The organism is Streptomyces sp. NPDC054794 (assembly GCF_053611585.1).
Genome location: NZ_JBSHAQ010000007.1, coordinates 251,464 through 275,482 on the forward strand (window position 1 = coordinate 251,464; position 24,019 = coordinate 275,482).

The 24,019-nt window shown below is 71.2% G+C and carries 24 protein-coding genes and 1 rRNA gene; 15 read left to right on the forward strand and 10 right to left on the reverse strand.

The features are described from left to right. Window positions 1–2: 2 nt before the first annotated feature. A complete protein-coding gene (fabI, locus tag ACWGKT_RS10150) occupies window positions 3–770 on the forward strand; it encodes an enoyl-ACP reductase FabI (protein WP_235458199.1) in 768 nt (255 codons plus the stop codon). 160 nt (window positions 771–930) lie between these two features. After that, window positions 931–1,275: a hypothetical protein gene (locus ACWGKT_RS10155; protein ID WP_453273207.1), complete on the forward strand. Its 345-nt coding sequence runs from the start codon at window positions 931–933 to the stop codon at window positions 1,273–1,275. Here the strand turns inward: ACWGKT_RS10155 and ACWGKT_RS10160 are convergent. Continuing rightward, window positions 1,253–1,945, reverse strand: a complete 693-nt coding sequence (locus ACWGKT_RS10160) for a FadR/GntR family transcriptional regulator (protein ID WP_453273208.1) — start codon at window positions 1,943–1,945, stop codon at window positions 1,253–1,255. The two genes, ACWGKT_RS10155 and ACWGKT_RS10160, sit on opposite strands and share 23 nt — an antisense overlap. 70 nt (window positions 1,946–2,015) lie before the next feature. Here ACWGKT_RS10160 and ACWGKT_RS10165 point away from each other — a divergent pair, with 70 nt between their 5' ends. The 4 genes from ACWGKT_RS10165 to ACWGKT_RS10180 all read left to right on the forward strand — a co-directional run bounded on the left by ACWGKT_RS10165 (window position 2,016) and on the right by ACWGKT_RS10180 (window position 4,528). Further along, the gene (locus ACWGKT_RS10165) at window positions 2,016–3,338 is read left to right on the forward strand and encodes a CynX/NimT family MFS transporter (protein WP_453273209.1); all 1,323 of its coding nucleotides are present in this window, start codon (window positions 2,016–2,018) and stop codon (window positions 3,336–3,338) included. Window positions 3,339–3,438: 100 nt separating this feature from the next. Further along, window positions 3,439–3,555 (forward strand): SGM_5486 family transporter-associated protein, encoded by a 117-nt coding sequence (locus ACWGKT_RS10170; RefSeq protein ID WP_268835308.1) that lies wholly within the window; start codon window positions 3,439–3,441, stop codon window positions 3,553–3,555. Window positions 3,556–3,723: 168 nt separating this feature from the next. Next, complete coding sequence (locus ACWGKT_RS10175; protein ID WP_235458203.1) at window positions 3,724–3,930, forward strand: hypothetical protein; 207 nt, start codon at window positions 3,724–3,726, stop codon at window positions 3,928–3,930. A 79-nt stretch (window positions 3,931–4,009) separates the two neighbouring features. Next, complete coding sequence (locus tag ACWGKT_RS10180) at window positions 4,010–4,528, forward strand: SixA phosphatase family protein (RefSeq protein WP_356142936.1); 519 nt, start codon at window positions 4,010–4,012, stop codon at window positions 4,526–4,528. Window positions 4,529–4,609: 81 nt separating this feature from the next. Here the strand turns inward: ACWGKT_RS10180 and serB are convergent, their stop codons facing one another. Beyond that, window positions 4,610–5,818 carry a phosphoserine phosphatase SerB gene (gene serB / locus ACWGKT_RS10185; protein ID WP_356142934.1) on the reverse strand — a complete coding sequence of 403 codons (1,209 nt, stop codon included), beginning with the start codon at window positions 5,816–5,818 and terminating at the stop codon, window positions 4,610–4,612. Between the two features lie 682 nt (window positions 5,819–6,500). Beyond that, window positions 6,501–8,759, reverse strand: coding sequence for a streptophobe family protein (locus tag ACWGKT_RS10190; RefSeq protein ID WP_453273210.1), 2,259 nt, complete (start codon window positions 8,757–8,759; stop codon window positions 6,501–6,503). 240 nt (window positions 8,760–8,999) lie between these two features. Between ACWGKT_RS10190 and ACWGKT_RS10195 the strand changes: the two genes are divergently transcribed. Continuing rightward, window positions 9,000–11,525, forward strand: coding sequence for an FHA domain-containing protein (locus ACWGKT_RS10195; protein ID WP_453273211.1), 2,526 nt, complete (start codon window positions 9,000–9,002; stop codon window positions 11,523–11,525). 88 nt (window positions 11,526–11,613) lie between these two features. Here ACWGKT_RS10195 and ACWGKT_RS10200 read toward each other — a convergent pair whose 3' ends face one another. From ACWGKT_RS10200 to ACWGKT_RS10210, 3 genes are all read right to left on the reverse strand, one after another. Next, window positions 11,614–12,438 (reverse strand): transglycosylase SLT domain-containing protein, encoded by an 825-nt coding sequence (locus ACWGKT_RS10200; protein WP_453273212.1) that lies wholly within the window; start codon window positions 12,436–12,438, stop codon window positions 11,614–11,616. Window positions 12,439–12,752: 314 nt separating this feature from the next. Further along, window positions 12,753–13,859, reverse strand: a complete 1,107-nt coding sequence (locus ACWGKT_RS10205) for an S-adenosylmethionine:tRNA ribosyltransferase-isomerase (RefSeq protein WP_453273213.1) — start codon at window positions 13,857–13,859, stop codon at window positions 12,753–12,755. Beyond that, a complete protein-coding gene (locus ACWGKT_RS10210) occupies window positions 13,856–14,554 on the reverse strand; it encodes an SDR family NAD(P)-dependent oxidoreductase (RefSeq protein WP_453273214.1) in 699 nt (232 codons plus the stop codon). The genes ACWGKT_RS10205 and ACWGKT_RS10210 overlap by 4 nt, the downstream gene beginning before the upstream one ends. A 225-nt stretch (window positions 14,555–14,779) precedes the next feature. Between ACWGKT_RS10210 and ACWGKT_RS10215 the strand changes: the two genes are divergently transcribed. The 3 genes from ACWGKT_RS10215 (at window position 14,780) to ACWGKT_RS10225 (ending at window position 16,922) form a co-directional block, all read left to right on the forward strand. Next, window positions 14,780–15,925, forward strand: coding sequence for a GAF domain-containing sensor histidine kinase (locus tag ACWGKT_RS10215; RefSeq protein WP_453273215.1), 1,146 nt, complete (start codon window positions 14,780–14,782; stop codon window positions 15,923–15,925). Beyond that, window positions 15,918–16,559 (forward strand): response regulator, encoded by a 642-nt coding sequence (locus tag ACWGKT_RS10220; RefSeq protein ID WP_235460424.1) that lies wholly within the window; start codon window positions 15,918–15,920, stop codon window positions 16,557–16,559. Before ACWGKT_RS10215 ends, ACWGKT_RS10220 begins: the two co-directional genes overlap by 8 nt. 114 nt (window positions 16,560–16,673) lie before the next feature. Continuing rightward, window positions 16,674–16,922, forward strand: a complete 249-nt coding sequence (locus ACWGKT_RS10225) for a chaplin family protein (protein ID WP_235460425.1) — start codon at window positions 16,674–16,676, stop codon at window positions 16,920–16,922. A 208-nt stretch (window positions 16,923–17,130) separates the two neighbouring features. On the opposite strand, the gene ACWGKT_RS10230 is transcribed toward ACWGKT_RS10225, so the two are convergent. Continuing rightward, entirely contained in the window at window positions 17,131–17,916 is a 786-nt protein-coding gene (locus ACWGKT_RS10230) for a hypothetical protein (protein WP_453273216.1), read from the reverse strand. Between the two features lie 150 nt (window positions 17,917–18,066). Between ACWGKT_RS10230 and ACWGKT_RS10235 the strand changes: the two genes are divergently transcribed. The 3 genes from ACWGKT_RS10235 (at window position 18,067) to ACWGKT_RS10245 (ending at window position 20,439) form a co-directional block, all read left to right on the forward strand. Continuing rightward, the gene (locus tag ACWGKT_RS10235; RefSeq protein WP_235460427.1) at window positions 18,067–18,858 is read left to right on the forward strand and encodes an ABC transporter ATP-binding protein; all 792 of its coding nucleotides are present in this window, start codon (window positions 18,067–18,069) and stop codon (window positions 18,856–18,858) included. A 53-nt stretch (window positions 18,859–18,911) separates the two neighbouring features. Then, window positions 18,912–19,343, forward strand: coding sequence for an NfeD family protein (locus ACWGKT_RS10240; protein WP_356142917.1), 432 nt, complete (start codon window positions 18,912–18,914; stop codon window positions 19,341–19,343). Window positions 19,344–19,473: 130 nt separating this feature from the next. Then, a complete protein-coding gene (locus ACWGKT_RS10245) occupies window positions 19,474–20,439 on the forward strand; it encodes an SPFH domain-containing protein (RefSeq protein ID WP_356142915.1) in 966 nt (321 codons plus the stop codon). 164 nt (window positions 20,440–20,603) lie between these two features. Here the strand turns inward: ACWGKT_RS10245 and ACWGKT_RS10250 are convergent, their stop codons facing one another. From ACWGKT_RS10250 to ACWGKT_RS10260, 3 genes are all read right to left on the reverse strand, one after another. Continuing rightward, window positions 20,604–21,110 carry an HNH endonuclease gene (locus tag ACWGKT_RS10250; RefSeq protein WP_356142913.1) on the reverse strand — a complete coding sequence of 169 codons (507 nt, stop codon included), beginning with the start codon at window positions 21,108–21,110 and terminating at the stop codon, window positions 20,604–20,606. A gap of 167 nt (window positions 21,111–21,277) precedes the next feature. Further along, entirely contained in the window at window positions 21,278–21,817 is a 540-nt protein-coding gene (locus ACWGKT_RS10255; RefSeq protein ID WP_356142911.1) for a YbhB/YbcL family Raf kinase inhibitor-like protein, read from the reverse strand. A gap of 40 nt (window positions 21,818–21,857) precedes the next feature. Continuing rightward, on the reverse strand, window positions 21,858–22,640 hold the full coding sequence (locus ACWGKT_RS10260) for a sporulation protein (RefSeq protein WP_453273217.1): 783 nt from the start codon (window positions 22,638–22,640) through the stop codon (window positions 21,858–21,860). A gap of 137 nt (window positions 22,641–22,777) precedes the next feature. Between ACWGKT_RS10260 and ACWGKT_RS10265 the strand changes: the two genes are divergently transcribed. Together ACWGKT_RS10265 and ACWGKT_RS10270 are read left to right on the forward strand one after the other, a co-directional pair. Then, entirely contained in the window at window positions 22,778–23,419 is a 642-nt protein-coding gene (locus tag ACWGKT_RS10265; protein WP_453273218.1) for a DNA-3-methyladenine glycosylase, read from the forward strand. Between the two features lie 526 nt (window positions 23,420–23,945). Continuing rightward, a 16S ribosomal RNA gene (locus tag ACWGKT_RS10270) occupies window positions 23,946–24,019 on the forward strand; the annotation flags it as partial.

Here is a 24,019-nt window from a genome sequence, read left to right on the forward strand (position 1 = left end):
CCATGAGCGGAATTCTCGAGGGCAAGCGCGTCCTGATCACCGGTGTGCTGATGGAGTCCTCCATCGCCTTCCACACCGCGAAGCTGGCCCAGGAGCAGGGTGCCGAGATCATCCTGACCGCGTTCCCGCGGCCCACGCTGACCGAGCGCATCGCCAAGAAGCTGCCCAAGCCCACCAAGGTCATCGAGCTCGACGTCACCAACGACGAGCACCTCGGCCGCCTGGCCGACGTGGTCGGCGAGGAGCTCGGCGGCCTCGACGGGGTCGTGCACTCCATCGGCTTCGCCCCGCAGGACGCCCTCGGCGGCAACTTCCTGAACACGCCGTTCGAGTCGGTCTCCACGGCCATGCACGTCTCGGCGTTCTCCCTGAAGTCGCTGACCATGGCCTGCCTGCCGCTGATGCAGAACGGCGGCTCGGTCGTCGGCCTCACCTTCGACGCCTCCTTCGCCTGGCCGCAGTACGACTGGATGGGCCCGGCCAAGGCCGCCCTGGAGGCGACCAACCGCTACATGGCGCGCGACCTGGGAAAGCAGAACATCCGCTGCAACCTCATCTCCGCGGGCCCGATCGGTTCCATGGCCGCCAAGTCCATCCCGGGCTTCGCCGAGCTGGCCTCGGTGTGGGACAACCGCTCCCCCCTGGAGTGGGACCTGAAGGACCCGGAGCCGGCCGGCCGCGGTGTGGTCGCCCTGCTGAGCGACTGGTTCCCGAAGACCACCGGCGAGATCATCCACGTGGACGGCGGTCTGCACGCCATCGGCGCCTGATCCCCGGTACGCCTCGACGCCCCGTCCCCCGCGCCCGCGGGCGGCGGGGCGTCACTCGTTCGGCGTACCCGACCGGGCGGGGCAGGGGGCCGACGCCGCACCCTGGAATACGAGTTCACCTCGCGAATTCCCTCCCCAGCACGGCCGAGGAGGTCCCCTTGTGCGCCTGTCCCGCAGCCTGGCCTCGGCGACCGTGGCCCTCGCGCTCGTGCTCTGCCTGCCGTTCGAGGCGGCGCCGCACACGCGCGTGAAGGGGCCGTCGGCACCGCGTCTGTTCGGAGCGGAGTGCCGTACGACCGTCAGCGGCTCCCATGTCGTGGCGTACTGCCACAACCCCTATGTCGACACCGATCGCGTGCGGCTGCACATCGAGTGCGCCCGCTGGTGGGACCTCGACACCGACGGCGACCCGGTCGACGCCGGGCCGGCGATGACCGTCCGGCTCAGCGGCCGGTGCTGGAAGGACGTCCGCTCGGTGTGGATCAGCCACCAGAAGGCGGGCTGAGGCGCGCCGGACGGCACAGGAACGGATAGCTCGCGGCCTCGGTCGCGGCCGCCTCCGCGTCGCCCGTCCGGATCGCGTCCACCAGCCGCGTGTGATCCATGTGCGTCTCCGGCGTCAGCACCTCGCCGACGTCCGCGCGGAGCCAGTCCCGCAGCACCTCGCCCAGATCGGCGTACATCGCGGTCATCACCTCGTTGTGGGAGGCGGACACCACCGCCAGGTGGAAGGTCGCGTCCGCCGCCACGAAGGCCTCCGCGTCCCCGGACTCCCAGGTCTGCTCGCGCCGCAGCAGGAGCGCGTCGAGCTGCGTGAGATCCTTCTCGGTGCGCCGCTCGGCCGCCAGCTTCGCCGCCGCCGACTCCAGCGTGGAGCGCAGTTCGGCGATGTGCCGCGGGTCGGCCTCCGCGAAGCGGCGGTGCATCACGCCCGCCAGCTCGCTGGTCGCCACCACGTACGTGCCGGAGCCCTGGCGGATGTCCAGCAGACCGTTGTGCGCGAGCGCGCGCACCGCCTCGCGGACCGTGTTGCGGGCGACGCCGAGCTGCTCGACCAGTTCCGGCTCGGTCGGGATGCGCGAGCCGACCGGCCACTCGCCCGAGGTGATCTGGTTCCGCAGCTCGGCGATGACCTGCTCGGACAGCGCCGAACGGCGGGGGTGGCTCAGGGGCATGGCACACCTTCGCACGGGAGGACCGGGAGGAGACCGCCCGGGGATGGACAGCCAATCATCCCATGATTCTATGATGGGTCTCATGGTGAGCGAGGAAACCCGGACCCGAACGTCCACGACCGACGACAGCACGACCCCCGGCCACTACGGCGAAGCGGCCCCGAAGACGGCGACAGCGCCCCCGCGCGCGTGGGCGACCCGCCTGGTCGTCGTCGGCATCGTGCTCTCCGCGCTCAACCTCCGCCCGGCCATCACCAGCCTCGGCGCGCTCCTCGAAGAGGTCCGCGACGGGCTCGGCATGAGCGGCAGCGTGGCCGGCCTCCTCACCTCGGTGCCCCCGCTGTGCTTCGCCGTCTTCGGCGTCATGGCACCCCGCCTCGCCCGCCGCTTCGGACCGGCCGCCGTGGTCTGCGCCGGCATGGCCGCCATCGCCGCGGGCCTGCTCATACGGCCGTACGTCGGCTCGACCGCGGGATTCCTGGCGGCGAGCGCCCTCGCGCTCATGGGCATCGCGGTCAGCAACGTCCTGATGCCGGTCATCGTCAAGCGCTGGTTCCCGGACCGGGTCGGCTCCATGACCGGCCTGTACTCCATGGCCCTCGCCCTCGGCACCTCGACCGCCGCCGCGGTGACCGTGCCGATGACCGAGGCACTGGGCGGCAGTTGGCGGTCGGGGCTCTGCGTCTGGGCGCTGCTCGCCACCGTGGCGGTGCTGCCGTGGCTCGGGCTGATCCGGGACCGGGGGGCGGCGCCCTTTGACGGGGCGGCCGTACCGCGGGCACGCGCGCGTGAGGAGCAGCCGCCAGCACTGCGGATCACCCGGAGCCGTACGGCCTGGGCGCTCGCCGTCTTCTTCGGGCTCCAGGCGACCGCCGCGTACATCACGATGGGCTGGATGGCGCAGATCTTCCGCGACTCGGGCGTCCCCGCCGGCACGGCGGGCGTGCTCCTCGCCGTGACCATGGTGATGGGCGTGCCGCTGGCCTTCGTCATCCCGCGCCTTGCCACCCGGCTGCCCCACCAGGGGCCCATCGTGCTGGTGCTCGGCGCCTGCGGCCTGGCCGGTTACGCGGGTCTGTACTTCGCCCCGGCCGGCGGTGCCTGGGCCTGGGCCGTGCTGCTGGGCATCTCCAACTGTGCCTTCCCGCTGGCCCTCACGATGGTCGGCATGCGGGCCAGGACCGGCGCGGGCGTCGCCCAGCTCTCCGCCTTCGCGCAGAGCACCGGCTACCTGATCTCCATCCCCGGGCCGCTCCTGGTCGGCGTGCTCTACCAGCACAGCGGCGGCTGGGGCATCCCGATCGCGCTCATGGCCGGCCTCATGCTCCCTCAGATGGCGGTGGGCGTCCTCGCGGGCCGCGACCGGACGGTGGAGGACGAGGCGGGCCGCTGACCCCGCCCGGCTTCCCCCGGGGCTGCCGCCCCCGGACCTCCCTCCCGCCTCGCCCGGCCCCGGCCGGTCGCGCGCGGGAGAAGGGTGCGACACTGACCCCATGCCAGTGCTCGACCCGAACCCCCCGAACGGCCAGAAGAAGCTGCTGATCGTCCTCGGCGCGTTCTTCGCCATCTTCGTCGTCATCGCCGTCATCGCGACCCTCGCGTCCCCCTGACCTCGGCCTCGCGGCCCATGGTGGGGCCAGCACCACCATCCCCTAGGGGGTGAGTGTCAGGGTCAAGTGGGTGGATCACCGGATGGGTTGGCGACCGGGGATTCCGTAGCTTCGAGATGTGACCGCGGGACGCGGCCGCGGACCACTCGGAGAGCAGCGGAGGCGAGCATGTCGGCCCGTACCCACACCCGGCCCCACCCGGCGACCACGGGCGGCGTCGACATCCGGTTGCCCTGGTGGGCGCTCGCCCTGCCCGCGCTCGCCTTCGTCGCCCTGCTCCTGCTCATACTCAACCCGTCCCACGCCCAGGCGGCCACCGGCGACCCGGCGGTCACCCACCTCGTCGAGCGGGTGCAGGAGCTGATCGCGCGCTAGTTCCAGGGCGGCCTCGCGGGGAGAAATCGCATGTCAACTCCCTGCGCCGTGTGGCATGTTTCATGCGAAGCTGAGACGCATGAGCGTCGCAGAACCCCGCAGGATTGTCCTCTTCCGGCATGCGAAAGCAGACTGGCCCCAGGTGACCGATCACGAGCGGCCGCTCGCTGAGCGGGGCCGTATGGACGCCGCAGTCGCCGGACGCAAGCTGGCCGACAGCGGCATCCCCTTCGACCTGGCCCTGTGCTCCACCGCCGTCCGGACCCGCGAGACCTGGAAGCTCGCCGTCCATGAGCTCCCGCACCGACCGAGAACGGTCTACGAGGAGCGGCTCTACGAGGCCTCGCCCGGCGAGCTGATCGCCGTGCTGAACGAGATCACCGACGACGTGCAGAACGTGATCCTGATCGGTCACAACCCGAGCGTGCACGGTCTCGCCGAGATCCTCCCCGGCTCCGCCGAGGGCGACGCCCGCGATCGGATGAGCCGCCGCGGCTTCCCCGCCGCCGCCTTCGCCGTCGTGACCTTCGACGGATCCTGGAAGGGTCTGGAGCCGGGCGTGGGCACACTGGCCGACTACTGGGCGCCGTCCGAGTGACCCGGTCCGCGTGACGGCACACGGCGAGGGGCCCGGCACCGTGGTGGTGCCGGGCCCCTCTGCCGCTGCCTCGCGGGCGGCTCAGTCCTCGTCGTGCATGTCCGCGGCCTCGACCTCTTCGCGGGTGACGCCCAGCAGGTACAGGACCGTGTCCAGGAAGGGGAAATTCACCGCGGTGTGCGCGGCCTGGCGGACGACCGGCTTGGCGTTGAAGGCCACGCCCAGGCCCGCAGCGTTCAGCATGTCCAGGTCGTTGGCGCCGTCGCCGATCGCCACCGTCTGGGAGAGCGGGACACCGGCCTCGGCCGCGAACCGGCGCAGCAGCCGCGCCTTGCCCGCCCGGTCCACGATCTCCCCGGTGACCCGGCCCGTCAGCTTCCCGTCCACGATCTCCAGGGTGTTGGCCTGGGCGAAGTCCAGCCCCAGCCGCTCCTTCAGATCGTCGGTCACCTGCGTGAACCCGCCGGAGACGACGCCGACTTGGTAGCCGAGCCGCTTCAGCGTACGGATCAGGGTGCGCGCGCCCGGCGTCAGTCGTACCTCGCCGCGCACCTTCTGCACCACCGAGGCGTCCAGCCCCTCCAGCAGGGCCACGCGCGCGTGCAGCGACTGCTCGAAGTCCAGCTCGCCGCGCATCGCGGCCGCGGTGACCTCGGCGACCTTGTCCTCGCAGCCGGCGTGCGCGGCGAAGAGCTCGATCACCTCGTCCTGGATGAGGGTGGAGTCCACGTCCATGACCACCAGGCGCTGGGCCCGCCGGTGCAGGCCCGCCGACACGACCGCGATGTCGACGCCGAGCGCGGCCGCGTCGGACACCAGGGTGGTGCGCAGCGGTTCGGTCTCCACGCCGGACACCGCGAACTCGACCGCGGTCACCGGGTACTTGGCGAGTCGGAAGATGCGGTCGATGTTGCCGCCGACCTTGGCGATCCGGGCGGCGATGGCGGCGGTCGACTCGGCGGTGAGGGGGTGACCGAGGACGGTGACCAGGGAGCGGCCATGACCACGCGGGCGGTTGTCGCCGTGCCCGGAGATGATCTCCGCCTGCATCTTCATCGACTCGGCCCAGCTGTGCACGGTGGCCCGGAGGTCGCCCTCCAGTCCGGCGGGTGGCTGGGTCACGAGCGCGCACAGGACGAGACGGCCGCGGGTGACGACCTGCTCGATGTCGACCACGTCGACGGAATAGGCGGCAAGGGTGTCGAAGAGGCCGGCCGTGATGCCCGGCCTGTCCTTGCCGAAAATCTTGACGAGGAGAGTGGGGACCTCGGAGGTCTGCGTAGCGCTCATGGTGCAACCACCGTATCCGGCACCCAGTGCCTTGGGCCCATGCGGTCCGTCTAGCGGACACCGAACAGTAGGTGTCGGTCCGGTGTCGAAGCCCTGACCTCCCGGCCACACCTCGATCACCCTCCCACTCCGCTCGCCTACGCGCACGACGGGAACACCGCCGACGGCTCTGCCGACGGGGCGGGACTGCACGGGGGCGTCGCCGCGCCCGGTTCACCGACCATTGTCCCGCCGGGGCGCAGCGGGCTCCGCCGGCTCGGGGGCCATGGCTCCGCCGGCTTGGCAGCCAGGGGCCCGCGGGCGCGGCAGCGAGGGGCTCCGCGGGCTCGGCCGGGTGGGCTCCGCGGGCCTGGCCGCATCGCTCCCACGAGGCTGGCGGCATCGGCATCGCCTGCCCTGCCGGTCTGGCTGTGGTGTCTGCTGGCTTGGCTGCGACAGCCGTCGGTCCGGCCGCAACGGTCCCGCTGTCTCGGCCGTGTGGGCTCCGCAGCCTGGCCACACCGCTCCCACCAGCCCGGCCGCATCGGCACCGCCAGCCCCGCCGGCCCGGCTGTGGTGGCCCTACCGGCTTGGCTTCCATAGCCCCGCCAAGCCAGCCGCAACGGTCCCGCCGACTCGGACGCAGTGGCCCCAACCGGCCCGGCTCCGTGTTCCCGCCGGGCCCACCGCACGGGCTCCGTTTTCACCCGCGCCCCTTCGGCCTCCCCGGCGGAGGTGGTGGCGGAGGCGGCGGCGGTGGTGGCGGAGGCGGAGTTCCCTCGCCGGAGCCGTGCCGTCGTCCGTCACGTCCCCCGGCCCCCGGGGGCCGCCGCACCGAACCACGCGGCGGTGGGTCGATCGGCCGGGCCATGGTGGGAGCGCCGTACACGTCGTCGGCCGACGGGCCCTGGGTCGGCGGCGCCTCCTCGGCAGACGCTGCGTCCTCGGCTCCCCGACCACCGCGGCGACCCGGACCGTCATCTCGACCCCGGCCGTCGTCATGCCCCCCGCGGTCACCACGCCCCCGCCCGTCATCACGCCCCCGACCGCCCGCGGACCACCCCAGGCCCCCGCTCCACCCGCCACCACCAGAGGCCCCCGACCCCTCAGGCTCCCGCGCACCCCCAGGCTCTACCCCTTGCCCGCTCCACCCCCCACCGCCAAAGGCCCCCGACCCCTCCGGTCGGGAATCCTCAGGCCCCCCTGCCCTTCCGGACGGCCCCCCTCGCCCGCCCCATCCACCACCGCCGGACCCCCGAGAACCCTCCGGCCCCCGACCGGCGCCCCACTTCCCGTCGCTCCGTTGCGCGCCCGCATTCCCCTGCTCTCGCAGTTCCTCCGGCACCCGCAGGTACGGGTTCGTGGCCGGGTTCGGGGGGCGGTACGGCGTAGTGGGGGAGTAGGGGCCGGTCGAGCCCGTGTCCGCGGCATGTCCCGCCGGGGCGGTGTGGCCCGGCTGTTCGAGGTGGCCGGTGTGGTCGGGCGCGTCACTCAGTGCCAGCGGCGCCGCGCGGCGGCCCGCCGCGCCGGTGGCCCGGGCGAGCAGCGCGCCCACGGCTCCCGCGGCCGCGCCCCAGACGGCTCCGAGGAGGAGGGCCATCCCCAGGTGGCCGTGCAGTTCGATCCCGGCGCCGAACGCGGGGAAGCCGAGCACCGACAGCGACGCGTCCACGGACACGTCCGTCAGCCAGGCGAGCAGAGGCAGGGCCAGGGCGGTGGCGAGCCCAAGCCGCAGCGCGCACCGGCCGGCGAAGCCGAGGGCGCTCCCACCGTCCGCCCGTACATCCGCTACTTCCGGGTAACCCCGACCGTCCCCTCGTACGTCCGCAGCGGAGCGCACCGTGCCGACAGGCGTGCGCACCGCCGTGAGCACGCCCGCCAGCAGCATCATCAGCGCCGCCGCGACCGCCAGCAGCCACACCCGCCCGTCCAGGTCGGCCAGCCGCCCCAGCGTCACCGGCTGGTCGGAGTGCACGCTCAGCAGGTCGTCCAGCGGATCGGGGAGCAGCTTGGCCAGTTCGCCGGTGGCCTTGCCGTCCCACGGGACGAAGAGACCGATCGGGATGCCCAGCCACACCCCGTTGGGCGCGCCGAGCAGAGCCGCGCCGGCGATCCGCCGGGGATGGTCGTCGCCGATCGCCGCGTAGGCCGCGGCCGCGAACCCGGCGGCGACCGCCACGAGCAGCACGGTGACGACGGCGGACACGGCCGGCCGCACCACCCGGTGCACCGCCTCCCAGCCGTGCGGCAGGGGACTGCGGCGGGAGGCCAGCAGCGCGATCAGGAGGATGCCCGCGGACCAGCCGAGGCCGCCGAGGAGCGTGGGCGCGGTGTCCACCGTGAAGCCCACCGCCGCCTTCGCGTGGACGAGGTCGCCGATCCGGTCGGGCAACAGCCCGCCGAGGTCCCCGAGGTCGCCGAGCCCGGGGATGCTCACCCCGCCGCCCCCGCCCGAGCCCCCGCCGCCCGGCAGCTTGTCGAGGCCGAGCGAGCCACCGTCGATCGTGATGACGTCGTGCCCGGCCCAGGCCAGTCCGCCCAGCGTCGCCACGAACAGCACGACCACCGCGCCCGCACGCGCGAGGAGTTCGGACGGCGCGATCACAACTCCGGCCGTGCGCAGGGACCGTAGGAAGAACCAGGAGAGAAGGAGCGCACCCACCAGGCTCACGCCCAGTGGCGTGATCTCGATGGCCGTGTGCGCCTCCGCGCCTTTCAGGCCGAAAGCGGACACATCACCGGACGGTGAGACCGAACCACCCGCCCCGAGCGCCACAACGGCCGCCGTCATCGGGCCGAGTGACCCCGCCGCGTCCGCCTCCAGCAGATGCAGCCCGAGTGCGGCCGTGCCGGCCATTCCCATCAACGCCCAGCTCACAGCGGCGATCGCGGACAGCAGGATGTCTCCCCACGGCAACCGTGCACCGTGCCTCGTGGGTTCGACGCCCGTGGCAGCACTCATGGCAGACCCCCCGATCCGCGGCGCGACCGGTCGCCGCGCATGCCCCCCTCGCGTGGGATTACCACTCTCCGGGTCGTTTTCAACCCCGTCAACGGGACGTTCCGCAGCACCCGTAGGCGGTCTTCACGAGGCCCGACTTTCGGTCATAGGGCCGCGCCTGAAATAGTTCCCCACGATGTTCGACATCCCTAGACTCCCTGTGATGGGGGTAACTCGGGGGACAACTCAGTGGGGCATGGAGTGCCGGAACTCGTACTGGAAACAAACGGACGGACCTGGACGCTCGATTCGTCCAGGTCCTACACACTCGGACGCGATCCGCAAGGAGACGTCGTGTTCGACGACGCCAGGGTCTCCTGGCGCCACGCCACGGTCAGCTTCAACGGCCGCAGTTGGGTCATCGAGGACCACGGCAGCACCAACGGCACGTTCGTGCAGGGCCAGCGGATCGGCCAGATGGAGATCGGCCCGGGCTCGTCCGTGCACCTCGGCAACGCGACCGACGGACCGCGGCTGAATCTGTCCGGCGCCGCGGCGGCCGTGGCACAGCCCCAGCAGCAGCCGTACGCCGCGCAGGGCGCGGGCGCCGGCTGGGCGCAGCAGCCGCCTCAGCAGCAGGCGCCGCAGGCCGGCTACCAGCAGGCGCAGCAGCCGCCGTCGATCCCGCAGCAGCAGGGCGGCCCGGCCGACCGGTTCGCGCAGCAGGCGCCCGGTGGCGCCGCGGGGGCGCCGCCGGTGTACGGGGACCGCAGCCCGACCACGTTCCACCAGTTCTCGCTCGGCCGTGTGATGCGCATCGGTCGTGCCCTGGAGAACGACCTGGTCGTCTCCGACCTGCAGGTCTCGCGCAACCACGCCGAGTTCCACGCGACGCCCGACGGGCGCATGGAGATCCGCGACCTCGGCTCGCACAACGGCACCTACGTCAACGGTCAGCCGATCCCCAAGAGCGGCTCCGCGGTGCTCGGCCCGAACGACATCGTGGGCGTCGGCCACTCCACCTTCCGCATCGTCGGCGACCGTCTCGAGGAGTTCGTCGACACCGGTGAGGTCTCCTTCTCCGCGCGCCATCTGACCGTCACGGTCGACGGCGGGAAGCAGATCCTCAAGGACGTCTCCTTCGGCGTCCCGGAGAAGTCGCTGATCGCGGTCATCGGCCCGTCCGGTTCCGGCAAGTCGACCCTGCTGAAGGCGCTCACCGGCTACCGGCCCGCCAACCAGGGCGAGGTCCTCTACGACAACCGCGACCTCTACAAGCAGTTCGCCGAGCTGCGCCAGCGCATCGGTCTGGTCCCGCAGGACGACATCCTGCACAAGGAACTGACCGTCAAGAAGGCCCTCAAGTACGCGGCCAAGCTGCGCTTCCCGGCCGACACCACGGCCGCCGAGCGCGACGCCCGGATAGACGAGGTGCTGCGCGAGCTGAAGCTGGACATCCACAAGGAGAAGAAGGTCACCTCCCTCTCCGGCGGCCAGCGCAAGCGTGTCTCGGTGGCCCTGGAGCTGCTCACCAAGCCGTCGCTGATCTTCCTGGACGAGCCGACCTCCGGCCTCGACCCGGGCATGGACCGCGACGTCATGCAGCTGCTGCGCGGCCTCGCCGACGACGGCCGTACGGTCCTCGTGGTCACCCACTCCGTGGCCGAGCTGGCACTGTGCGACAAGCTGCTCGTGATGGCGCCGGGCGGTGCGGTCGCCTACTTCGGACCGCCCGAGGAGGCGCTGAACTTCTTCGGCTACGACACCTGGGCCGACGTCTTCTCCGCCTTCGAGAACTACCGCGACTACGACTGGGCGGGGCGCTGGAAGGGCTCGCAGCACTACCAGATGTACGCCGCGGACATCGACGCCGTTGCGCCGCAGTCCGTACAGATGCCGCCGATGCAGGCGATGAAGCCGCCCAAGCCGCAGGGCTGGATGTCGCAGTTCGTCACGCTGGTGCGACGCTATGTCTCGGTGATCGCGTCCGACAAGGGCTTCCTCGCCCTGATGGTGATCCTGCCGGCCGTCCTCGGCGCGGTGAGCCTGCTCATCGACGCCGACAAGGGCCTGCTGCCCAACCCGGCCAACCCGCAGACCGGCCGGATCATCCCGAACGGCACGGCCACCACGGTCCTGCTGATCCTCGCGGTCGGCGCCTGCTTCGCGGGTGCCGCGAACTCGGTCCGTGAGCTGATCAAGGAACGGGTGATCTACGAGCGGGAGCGCGCGACCGGCCTGTCCCGCTCGGCGTACCTGATGTCCAAGGTGTTCGTACTCGGCATGATCACCGTCTTCCAGGGCCTGCTGGTCGGTGTCATCGGCTTCACCAGCCGTGAGATCCCGAAGGAGGGCCTGGTCCTCGGCAGCGCGACGATCGTCGAGCTGTCCGTGCCGATCATGGCGCTCGGCTTCACCTCGATGATGTTCGGCCTGATCATCTCCTCGCTGGTGAAGACGGCCGAGAAAACCATGCCGCTGCTGGTCATGTTCGCGATCATCCAGGTGGTGTTCACGGGCTGCCTGTTCACGCTGCACGGCTCGATCGGCGTCAACGAGTTCTCGTACCTGATGCCGTCGCGCTGGGCGGTCGCGGCCGCGGGCGCCACGCTCGACTTCAACAAGATCAGCCCGCCCAAGGACGGCGGGAGCAGCGACCCGCTGTGGGACCACACCGTCGGCGCCTGGGGCATGGACATGGCCGCCCTGATCGCCCTCGGCGTGATCTGCGGCTTCTTCGTGGCCCGCTTCCTGCGCCGCCACGAGCCCGAGGTCATGCGCAAGTAGTCCGCGCCGTACGACGCCGAAGGGCGGCTTCCCCATCGGGGAGCCGCCCTTCGGCCGTACTCGCTACGTGCTGAGGCCCGCGCCTGCCTCAGTACGCGCTGTTGACGTTGTCCATCGAGCCGTACTTGTCGGCCGCGTAGTTGCAGGCGGCGGTGATGTTGGCGACCGGGTCGTAGATGTTCCACGAGGTGCCGGGCACGTGGTACGCCTTGAAGGTCGGCGGGATGACCTGGAGCAGGCCCTTCGACGGGATGCCGTTGATGGCGTTGACGTCCCAGTCGTTGATCGCGAGCGGGTTGCCCGAGGACTCGCGCATGATGTTGCGGTGCAGGCCGCTGTAGCTGCCCGGGATGCCCTTGGACTTCATGATGTCCAGGGACTCCCGGATCCAGCCGTCCAGGTTGTTCGCGTAGGACTTCACGGCGGGCTTCGTGGCGGCCTTGACGGCGACGCGGTGGGTGGAGCGGCTCGCGGTCTGCTGCGCGGCGCGCTCCTGGGCGGCGTGCAGCTTGGCGACGCGCACGTGGGCGGCGTGGGCAGCGTGCACCTCGGCGACGCGCGCCTGGGCGGCCTTCTTGACGGTCTGCGCGGCGACCAGCTTCTGCGTCGCGACCGCGGCCCGCTGCTTGGCGACCACCTGGGCGGCGGCCTGCTTCTTGGCGGCGATGGCCTCGATCTTCACGTTCTGAGCGGCCAGCTGGTCCGTGACCGTGCCCTTGACGTTCTGGATGCGCTCGGTGCTGTAGGCCACGTGGGCCTCGGCGGGCGCGCCGGTCGTGAGCGTCTGGGCGTTGCTCGGCACCGCGGAGATGGCGACGGCGGCGGCACCGACCACGGCGACACCGGCGATCGCGAACTTGTGGTTCTTGGTCAGCGAGCGACTATGACCACGGGTGTTGTTGTGCTTGGGCATGACTGATGGACCTCTTCGAATAGCGCGGGGTCGCTCTTTCGTCCGGCGGGAGACTCCGTTCCGTCCCGCACGAACGCCGCGGGACGAACCCACGGCGCTGAGCGACGGCAGCCATTCTTAGCGACCGCAAAATCCTGTGGCAAAGGTGTGACGTACGATCCCGGGTAGTAGCACAGGTAAGGGCAAAACGGGACAGACGAGACCGTCTGCCCCGTTCATTGCGGGCGTGTTTATCTCCTATGTCCGTTCGTACGTGATCTGGGCCCTATGCGCGGGCTCACATGGATCACGGGGCATGCTCACCAACCGTTGCCTCAGCAACGCTCTGCGTGAGGTCCCTCCTCCGGCAGGATCAGATGCACGTCCCCGAACTCGTGCCACAGGTAGAGCCCGCGCAGCGCCTCCCGGTAGCTGCCGTCCACCGCCGCCCGCCCCGCGATCGCCTCCAGCATCAGCAGATGCGAGGCCTCCGGCTCGTGCAGCCCGGTCAGCAGCCCGTCGACCACCCGCACCCCGCGCCCCGGCGTGACGACGAGATCCGTCCACCCCTCGGCCGTCCGCACCACCCCGTCCGGCCCGGCGGCCGACTCCACGGCCCGTACCGCCGTCGTCCCGACCGCCACCACCCGACCGCCGCCGGCCCGCGCAGCGTTGATCAACCGCGCCGACGCCTCCGGCACCGCGAACCGCTCCGGATACGGCGGCTCGTGCGCCTCCGCCGACGCCACCCCCGTGTGCAGCGTGATCGGCGCGAACTGCACGCCCCGGCTCACCAGCTCCGCCACCAGCCCCGGCGTGAAGGGCCGCGCGGCACTCGGCATCTCCGCACTGCCCGCCCCGTCCGCGGACGGCAGCGCGAACACCGTCTGGTACACCGACAGCGGCTGGTCCCGGTCCGTATAGGAGTAGCGAATGGGCCGCCCGTGCTCGCGCAGCAGCCCGAGCACCTCCGCGCCGGTCACCCGCGCCCACCACAACCGCTCGCCCTGCGCGCTCAGCGGCTCCTCCAGCACCAGCCGCACGCCCCCGGGCAGCCGCACCTCTGTTCCCGCGGGCGCTCCCGCACGCGCGCGTGTGGTGCCCCGCCCGTCCGGGTCCCGCAGCTCCACGGCCCAGCGCCCGTCGTCCCCGCGCGTGGAGAGGTGCACCACCACGCGCGCGTGCCCCACCTTCCCGTCCACCGCCGCGGCCAGCGTCGGCGAGGTGTTCACCACCAGCAGGTCCCCGGCCCGCAGCAGCCGCGGCAGCTCCCGGAACGCGTGGTGCGACACCTCGGTGCCGCGCGAGACCAGCAGCCGTACGGCATCCCGGTCCAGCCCCGGCCCGCGCTGCTCGGCCGGCACCCGCGCCGACAGCTCCTCGGGCACCTTCCCCCACCCTCGGACCGGCTCGACCGCAGGAACCCCCGTCGCCAGCGTCATCGCCGCCCCTCCAGCAGGGCGGGTGCCGCGTACCGGCCGTTCGCCGGCCGCTCCTCCAGCAGCCGCAGGAAGGCGGGCGCCACACCGGCCGGCTCCGGCCGCGGATCGTCGTCGTCCGGTACGGCCGCCGCGTACAGGTCCGTCGCCATGTCCCCGGGGTCCACCGCCCACACCCGCAGCTCCGGCTCCTCCACCCCGAGCACCGCCGCCAACTGGTCCAGTGCCGCCTTCGACGCCCCGTAACCGCCCCACGTCTCGTAGGCCTCGGCCGCCGCGTCCGAGCTGACCGCGACGACCGCGCCCGCCGGCGACTCCCGCAGCAGCGGCAGCGCCTCCTGGACCAGGCCGAGCGTCGCCACCACGTTCACCTCCAACGCCCGCCGCAGCCCGTCCAGAGGCAGCTCGGCGAGGCGCACCAGAGGCTCGGCGCCCAGCGCGCTGGCATTGCTCACCAGCAGATCGAGCCCGCCCAGCTTGCGCGCCGCCGCCACCAGGTCGGCCCGGTGCCCGGCGTCGGTGACGTCCCCGGGTGGCGCCTCCACGCGTGCGCCGTGCGCGGCGACGGCCGCGGCCGCCTCCCCGAGGGCCTCGGCTCCCCGCGCGTCGAGCACCAGATCCCAGCCGCGCGCGGCCAGCGCCTCGGCGAGCGCCCGCCCCAGCCCCTTCGAGGCCCCCGTGATGATCGCTACCGGCATGACAACCGTCCCCTCGTCGTGGCCGCCGCAGACCGGCGGTGGCATCAACGTAGGAACGGCACCGCCCGGCCCGCCTCGGACGCGGGCCGCAATCCGCCGGGGTCCTTCGGCCTAGGCCCCGCGTCCGGGCCCCGGTCCTAGGCCGCCGGACGTAGGGCCCGGGGCCCAGCCCGTGCCGTCACAGGTCCGATCCGCGCCGTCACACCCCGCCGGTACCGTGAGGACATGAGTCATCGTCCCCGGTCCGGCCTCGCCGCGGTGAGCTCCGCCCTGCTGGCCATGAGCCGGCACCTGGAGGTGCGCGACGTCCTCAAGACGATCGTCGCCTCCGCCCGCGAGCTGCTCGACGCGCAGTACGCCGCACTGGGCGTCCCGGACGACCACGGCGGCTTCGCCCAGTTCGTGGTCGACGGCGTCAGCGACGAGCAGTGGAAGGCCATCGGGCCGCTGCCGCGCCAGCACGGCATCCTCGCCGCGATGCTCCACGAGTCCCGCCCCGAGCGCCTGGCCGACGTGCGCAAGGACCCGCGCTTCGAGGGCTGGCCCGCCGCCCACCCCGAGATGTCGGACTTCCTCGGCCTGCCGATCCGCGACGGCGACGAGATCATCGGAGCCCTCTTCCTGGCGAACAAGAACTGCCCCAAACCCGAGGGCCGCTGCGGCTTCACCGAGGAGGACGAGGAACTCCTGTCGATCCTCGCCCAGCACGCCGCCATCGCCCTCACCAACGCGCGCCTGTACGAGCGCAGCCGCGAGCTGACCATCGCGGAGGAACGCTCCCGGCTCGCCCACGAACTGCACGACGCGGTCAGCCAGAAGCTGTTCTCCCTGCGCCTGACGGCCCAGGCGGCGACCGCGCTCGTCGACCGCGACCCGGCCCGCGCCAAGGGCGAGCTGCACCAGGTGACCCGCCTCGCCGCGGAGGCCGCCGACGAACTGCGCGCGGCCGTCGTGGAACTGCGCCCGGCCGCACTCGACGAGGACGGCCTCGTTGCCACCCTGCGCAATCAGGTCCAGGTCCTCGACCGCGCCCACAGCGCGCGCGTGACCTTCGCCAGCACGGGCTTCCGCGCCCTGCCCGCCGCCCAGGAGGAGGCCCTCCTGCGGGTCGCCCAGGAGTCCCTGCACAACGCCCTGCGGCACGCGGGGGCGGAGCACGTGGACGTCACCCTGGGTCGCCGGGCCGTCGGAGCCGTCCTGCGCGTCACCGACGACGGCAGCGGCTTCGACCCGCGCACCGTCCGCCGTGCCGGACGCCATCTGGGCCTGGTCTCCATGCGGGACCGGGCGAGCGGCGTCGGCGGCAGGCTGACGGTGGAGTCGGCGCCCGGCAAGGGCACCGTGATCGAGATGGAGGTCCCCGGTGGCTGACGCAATCAAGGTGCTGCTCGTCGACGACCACCAGGTGGTCCGCCGGGGCCTGCGCACCTTCCTGGAGGTCCAGGACGACATCGAGGTCGTGGGCGAGGCGGCCGACGGCGCCGAGGGCGTCGACCGCGCCGAGGAGCTGCGCCCCGACGTCGTCCTCATGGACGTCAAGATGCCGGGCATGGACGGCGTCGACGCGCTGCGCAGACTCCGCGAGCTCGACAACCCGGCCCGCGTGCTGATCGTCACCAGCTTCACCGAGCAGCGCACGGTGGTCCCGGCGCTGCGCGCGGGCGCCGCCGGGTACGTCTACAAGGACGTGGACCCCGACGCGCTGGCCGGCGCCATCCGCTCCGTCCACGCCGGCCACGTCGTGCTCCAGCCGGAGGTGGCCGACGCGCTGCTCTCCCAGGAGGAGACCAACTCGGGCCAGGGCAGGGGCGGTTCACTCACGGAGCGGGAGCGCGAGGTGCTGGGCCTGATAGCGGACGGCCGCTCCAACCGCGAGATCGCCCGTGCCCTCGTCCTGTCGGAGAAGACCGTCAAGACGCACGTCTCGAACATCCTCATGAAACTCGACCTCGCGGACCGCACCCAGGCCGCGCTGTGGGCCGTACGTCACGGTGTGACAGGGTGAGATTCATACCGTCGGGGGAATGTCACCCGGACGGCGCATCCTCCGGCGATCTCCGCCGTTCTCCAGTGCGTGCCGCGGTGATCGCCGCGGTGATCACCCAGGAGGGGTAGAGAAGTGAAGAACCTGAAGAAGGTCGCGGCCGTGACGATGGTGGCCGGAGGTCTGGTGGCCGCCGGTGCGGGGATGGCCTCCGCGACGACCGGCGGCGCGTGGGCCGGCGGCGAGGCCAAGCACTCCCCGGGCGTCGCCTCGGGCAATGTCGTCCAGGTCCCGGTGCACGTCCCGGTCAACGTGGTCGGCAACACCGTGAACGTCATCGGTGCCCTGAACCCGGCCTTCGGCAACCTGGGCGTCAACCACTGAGCCCACCCCCCACTGCCCACCGGCCTCCCGCCATCGCACCGGGGGGCCGGTCGCTTCTTTCTTGTGACGGTGCCGCGCCCACTCAACGCAGGCCGGCACCATGCAGCCCGTCCGGCGCTTGAGGACGAGGCCGTCCAGGCCGAAACGGGGGTCCGGGGGCAGAGCCCCAGGGACGCCGACACCAACGCCGGTCACCACGAAGCCCCGCTCACCGCCCCCGCTCCCGCTCCTCCACAACGGAGTTGTACGCCGCGACCTGCGCCCGCCGAGCCGTCCGCTCCACCGGCCGCAGCACCGCCCCCCGTGCCGTCATCTCGGAGGCGCTCACGGCACCCCCGTGGCCGTTCTCATAGGCCAGGGAGACCAGCAGCCCCACCCGCTGCGCGAGCTCCAGCACCCGCACCGCCCGTGGCGGATAGCCCGGCGCCAGCACCTCCCGCCGTCGCTCGGCCCGCGCCCGGTACGCGTCGATCGCCGCCTCGGCCACCGGCCCGGACCCGGCGACGTCCAGCCGCGACAGCATCTCGGTCGCGTCCCGCAGGGCCTCCGCCAGCTCCCGCTCGGCCTCGCCCAGGGACGGCACGTCGGCGGGCGGCGCCTCCCGCACCTGCAGGCAGTGCCAGACCACCTCGACATGCACATCACCGGCGGGCCCGGCCTCGTACACCTCGGGAACCAGCCCGAGCGCGGCGCCGTGGCAGATCACGGCCTCCTCGGACTCCAGCGCCCGCGCGTTGAACTCCGGCGGCCCGCTCAGGCCCAGCGGATGCCCCGGCGTCGGCAACGCCACCCGCAGCCCGGTCGCCCCGAGGGCCCGCAGCCGGCCCAGGCCGAGCGTGAGACCGACCGGCGCCGATTCACCCGGCAACCCCTCCACCCGGTGCACCGCGTCGTCCCCGACGATGGCGAGCACGGCGTCATCCGGAGAGACAAGTCCGGCCAAAAGGGCATTACCCCAAGCGGCGAGGCGTCCTGAACGCGGTTCCGAGAGCATGCCCCCACCCTAAGGACCGGACCGATGGAATGGACCGCGGCACCGGTGGCGTAGATTTCGTAGGGGCTGCGCCCACCGGCGCGGCGGACCGAGCCACAGGCGTACGCGACAGCCGAGACCGGCCACACTGCAAGGGGAGACAACGCGCTCATGAGCGATGTTCTGGAGCTTCAGGACGTATCCGTGGTCCGCGAGGGCCGGGCTCTGGTGGACCAGGTCTCCTGGTCGGTGAAGGAGGGCGAGCGCTGGGTCATCCTCGGCCCCAACGGCGCGGGCAAGACCACCCTCCTGAACGTCGCCTCCAGCTACCTCTTCCCCAGCAAGGGCACCGCCACCATCCTCGGCGACACCCTCGGCAAGATCGACGTCTTCGACCTGCGCCCGCGCATCGGCATGGCCGGCATCGCCATGTCCGAGAAGCTCCCCAAGAGCCAGACCGTCCTGCAGACCGTGCTCACCGCCGCCTACGGCATGACCGCCGCCTGGCACGAGGAGTACGACGAGGTCGACGAGCAGCGCGCCCGCGCCTTCCTCGACCGCCTCGGCATGAGCGACTACCTGGACCGCAAGTTCGGCACCCTCTCCGAGGGCGAGCGCAAGCGCACCCTCATCGCCCGCGCCCTGATGACCGACCCCGAGCTGCTCCTGCTCGACGAGCCCGCCGCCGGCCTCGACCTCGGCGGCCGCGAGGACCTGGTCCGCCGCCTCGGCCGCCTCGCCCGCGACCCGATCGCCCCCTCGATGATCATGGTCACCCACCATGTCGAGGAGATCGCCCCCGGGTTCACCCACGTCCTCATGATCCGTCAGGGCAAGGTCCTCGCCGCCGGTCCGCTGGAGCTCGAACTCACCTCCCGCAACCTTTCCCTCTGCTTCGGTCTCCCGCTCGTCGTCGAGCAGGTCGGCGAGCGCTGGACCGCCCAGGGCCTGCCGCTGTCCTGAGTCACCCCCAACGCGCCCTGTCCGCACGGGATGTGCGGACCTACCATGACCATGTGAACGACATCGACGCATGGGTGTGGTGGCTCGTCGGGGCGGCGGCGCTCGGAATCCCGCTCGTGGTCACCGCGATGCCGGAATTCGGCATGCTCGCGGCGGGGGCCGTCGCGGCCGCGGTCGTCGCGGGCCTCGGGCTCGACGTCGTGCCCCAGGTACTCGTCTTCGTCGCCGTCTCGGTCGCCCTCATCGCCGTCGTCCGGCCCATAGCCGCCCGGCACAGCCTGCAGCGCCCCCAACTGGCCACAGGCGTGGACGCGTTGAAGGGCAAGCAGGCCGTCGTGCTGGAGCGCGTGGACGGCTCCGGCGGCCGCATCAAACTCGCCGGGGAGGTCTGGTCGGCCCGATCGCTCGACACCGACCGTGCCTACGACGTGGGCCAGGCAGTGGATGTCGTCGACATCGAGGGGGCCACCGCGATCGTCATCTGACCTCGCAGGACTCAACTGAACCGAACACCTCCCGAGTCGTGCGACGGTCTGTCAGACTCGTCCAGCAAGATCTTCAACAGCCACAAGATCTGCCGAAACGCCGCGGCGGAGAGGGGTACGGGGAGCGACGATGGAACCGGTCATCATCGTCTTGGTCATTCTGGTGGTGTTGGTCTTCATCGCCCTGATCAAGACGATTCAGGTCATCCCACAGGCCAGCGCCTCCATCGTCGAGCGCTTCGGCCGCTACACGCGGACACTCAACGCGGGCCTCAACATCGTGGTCCCGTTCATAGACACCATCCGCAACCGCATCGACCTGCGCGAACAGGTCGTGCCGTTCCCGCCGCAGCCGGTGATCACCCAGGACAACCTGGTCGTGAACATCGACACCGTCATCTACTACCAGGTGACCGACGCGCGGGCCGCCACCTACGAGGTCGCCAGCTACATCCAGGCGATCGAGCAGCTCACCGTCACCACGCTCCGCAACATCATTGGTGGCATGGACCTGGAGCGCACGCTGACCTCCCGCGAGGAGATCAACGCGGCCCTGCGCGGCGTCCTCGACGAGGCCACCGGCAAGTGGGGCATCCGCGTCAACCGCGTGGAACTCAAGGCGATCGAACCGCCCACCTCCATCCAGGACTCGATGGAGAAGCAGATGCGCGCCGACCGTGACAAGCGCGCCGCGATCCTCACCGCCGAAGGTACGCGCCAGGCCGCCATCCTCACCGCCGAGGGTGAGAAGCAGTCCCAGATCCTGCGCGCCGAGGGTGAGGCCAAGGCCGCGGCCCTGCGCGCAGAGGGCGAGGCCCAGGCCGTGCGTACGGTCTTCGAGGCCATCCACGCCGGCGACCCGGACCAGAAGCTGCTCTCCTACCAGTACCTCCAGATGCTGCCGAAGATCGCCGAAGGCGACGCCAACAAGCTCTGGATCGTCCCCAGCGAGATCGGCGACGCCCTGAAGGGCCTCTCCGGGGCCATGGGCAACTTCGGCCCGCTGGGGGGCGGTTCGGGCGGCGGCGGAGCCTCCGTCCCGAACCAGAACAACGGCCCGGGCTCGGAGCGCCGGGAGAAGCCGCAGATCGACTGACCGCCCGCGGACACGACCCCCGCGGACGACTCCCGTACACACGAAGAGGGGCTCGCCCTCCACGGAGGGCGAGCCCCCGAGACAATGCCCCGACGCGGCCCGCGGCGGGGGCGACTACCGGCACGCCGCGGAGTGGTGGGGGGCGAGCCCCTCTCACATGCCCGCTACGCGGCCGGCTGCGCGAGCCACTCCGGCAACGCGTCGAAGTCGTCCTGCCCCAACGCCAGCAGCATCGCGTCCTGCGGCGTCGGCTCGAACGGCTGCCGCAGCAGCGGCATGCCCGCCTGCTCCGGAGTCCGGTCCGCCTTGCGGTGATTGTCCTCCGCGCACGAGGCGACCGTGTTCAGCCACGCGTCCGCACCGCCCTGCGCCCGCGGCACCACGTGGTCCACGGTCGTCGCCCGCCGCCCGCAGTACGCGCACTTGTGCCGGTCGCGCACCAGCACACCCCGCCTCGACCACGGGGCTTGTCTTCGGAACGGCACCCGTACGTATCTGCAGAGCCTGATCACCCGGGGCGCGGGTATGTCCACCTCGGCACCGCGCATGCGCAGTTCGGGGTGGGCCTGCTCGACGACGGCCTTGTCCGTCAGCACCAGAACGACGGCGCGGTTCAGCGTCACCGTCGACAGCGGCTCGAAGCTCGCGTTCAGAACCAGCGTGTCCCGCATCCAGCCCACCTCCCGTGTGCACCGCCCACTCCCCGGCGGGCTTGGATCAACTCTGGACGGGCGCGCCGAGATGGACAACGCAATAAAAAAATGCCCGCCCCTGATCACTTCCAAGACCGGGGGCGGGCAAACGTTCCATGAACGCTCGGCTGATTCGGTACTCCTCGTCAGCCCTTCTGGGGGTTCTCGTACTCGCCGATGAGCTGGGCGCGCGCGATCGCGTGGAACCGCAGGTTGAAGCCGACGACGGCGGGAGAGGCGTCCGCGTCCGGACCGAGCTTCTCCTGGTCCACCGCGTACACCGTGAAGACGTACCGGTGCGGCCCGTCCCCCGGCGGCGGCGCGGCACCGCCGAACTCCTTGGTGCCGTAGTCGTTGCGCGCCTGGACCACGCCCGCCGGCAGCCCCTCGAACTTGCCGCTGCCCGCGCCCGCCGGCAGCTCGGTCACCGAGGCCGGGATGTCGAACGCGACCCAGTGCCAGAACCCGCTGCCCGTCGGGGCGTCCGGGTCGTAACACGTCACGGCGAAGCTCTTGGTCCCGGGCGGGAACCCCTCCCACCGCAGCTGCGGCGAGGTGTTGCCCTCCGCGTAGACCTGGGCGCTCTTGAGCGTCGCCCCTTCCTCGACGTCCTCACTCGTCACCGTGAAGGACGGCACGGGCGGATGGAAGTCGTGGGGGAGCGGCCGCCGCTTGAGCTCGGTCACCTCGGTACCTCCTGATCGAATCCGTTCAGTGGGACCGAGCCTAGAACCAGTTGCGCTTGCTGCCGACCTCGGACAGCCACTGGTTGAGGTAAGCCGCCCAGTCGGTCCCGTGGTAGTCGTGCAGACCGACCTGGAACGACCGGAAGGTGTCGGAGCCCTCGCTGAACAGACCCGGCTTCTTGTCCATCTCCAGGATCACGTCCATGGCATGTTCGTCCGCCACGAAGCTCAGCTCGACCTGGTTCAGACCCCGGTACTGCGACGGCGGGTAGAACTCGATCTCCTGGTAGAACGGCAGTCGCTGGCGCGTGCCCCGGATGTGGCCGCGCTCCATGTCGGCGTTCTTGAAGCGGAAGCCCAGCTGGATGAACGCGTCCAGGATCGCCTTCTGCGCCGGCAAGGGGTGCACGTTGATCGGGTCCAGGTCACCCGAGTCCACCGCGCGGGCGATCTCCAGCTCGGTGGTCACCCCGATGTGCATCCCGCGCAGGGACTGACCGTCGATCATCGTGATCGGCGTCTCCCACGGGATCTCCAGCCCGAACGGAACGGCGTGCACGGCACCGGCCTGCAGCTCGAAGGCCCCGCCCAGGCGCACCTTGGTGAACTCGATGTTCTGCTTGTACTCCTGGTCGCCGCTCTCCACCTCGACCTGCGCCTGCAGACCGACGGACAGCCCCTCGATGTCCTGGTTCACGGACCCGCCCTGGATCCGCACCTCGCCCTGGACGACACCGCCCGACACGACGTTGACCTCGGTGAGCACCGTCTCGACCGAAGCCCCGCCGGCCCCCAGGCTCGCGAGCAGCTTCTTGAACGCCATGACTCTCCCTTTACGTCTGGATCCCTGACCCCTACAAACGCGATCCGGGCACTGCCGGTTCCGCGCCACACCCTGGCAATCGGGCGAACCTTTGACCAGCCCTTGGTACGGAACTACCTGGACTACGCTCGTACGACATGATCGCGCCCCCGGACCGTACGCCATTGCCGAGGACCTTCTTCGACCGCCCCGTACTGGAGGTCGCGCCCGACCTCCTCGGTCGGATCCTGGTACGGCAGACCCCGGACGGTCCGATCGAGGTGCGTCTGACGGAGGTCGAGGCGTACGACGGCCCGAACGACCCCGGCTCCCACGCCTATCGCGGCCGCACCGCCCGCAACGACGTGATGTTCGGTCCCCCCGGACACGTGTACGTCTACTTCACCTACGGCATGTGGCACTGCATGAACCTCGTCTGCGGTCCGGACGGTCGGGCGAGCGCCGTCCTGCTCCGCGCGGGGGAGATCGTCGAGGGTGCGGAGCTCGCGCGTAAACGTCGACTCTCGGCCCGAAACGACAAGGAACTGGCCAAAGGGCCGGCCCGCCTGGCCACGGCACTCGGCGTGGACCGGACCCTCGACGGCACCGACGCGTGCGCCCCCGGCGAGACGCCGCTGCGGATGCTGACCGGCGCCCCGGTCCCCTCCGACCAGGTACGCAACGGTCCGCGTACGGGCGTGGCCGGCGACGGCGGCGTCCACCCCTGGCGCTACTGGGTCGCCAACGACCCCACTGTGAGCCCCTACAGGGCCCACACCGCCCGCCGCCGCTCAAGTTGACGCGCCCTTGGGAGGTGCGTAATGTAGCCCGAGCCGCTGAACCGGGTACGGCAATCGCCAGCAGCCGGAGCGGCCAACCCACTACCTGCTAGTTCCCCTCGACCGGGGCGATTTCTGGCGTGCCCGCATGCCCGAATTCAATCCCGCGGAACTCGATTATGAGTTGCCGAGAGAATCAGCTAACGTAGTGAATGTCGAAAGGCCGACGGGCGAAAGCCCAAAGCCCACAGACAAATCCCGCCGACCGGGAATCGGACGCCGAAAGGATCTGATAGAGTCGGAAACGCAAGACCGAAGGGAAGCGCCCGGAGGAAAGCCCGAGAGGGTGAGTACAAAGGAAGCGACCGTTCCTTGAGAACTCAACAGCGTGCCAAAAGTCAACGCCAGATATGTTGATACCCCGTCCGTCGGAACAATCCGATGGTCGAGGTTCCTTTGAAAAAACACAGCGAGGACGCTGTGTGCGAGGGGACTATTCCTCCTCTCGCACCGCTCTCGTGGTGTGCAACCGGATTACCGGTAAACATTCACGGAGAGTTTGATCCTGGCTCAGGACGAACGCTGGCGGCGTGCTTAACACATGCAAGTCGAACGATGAAG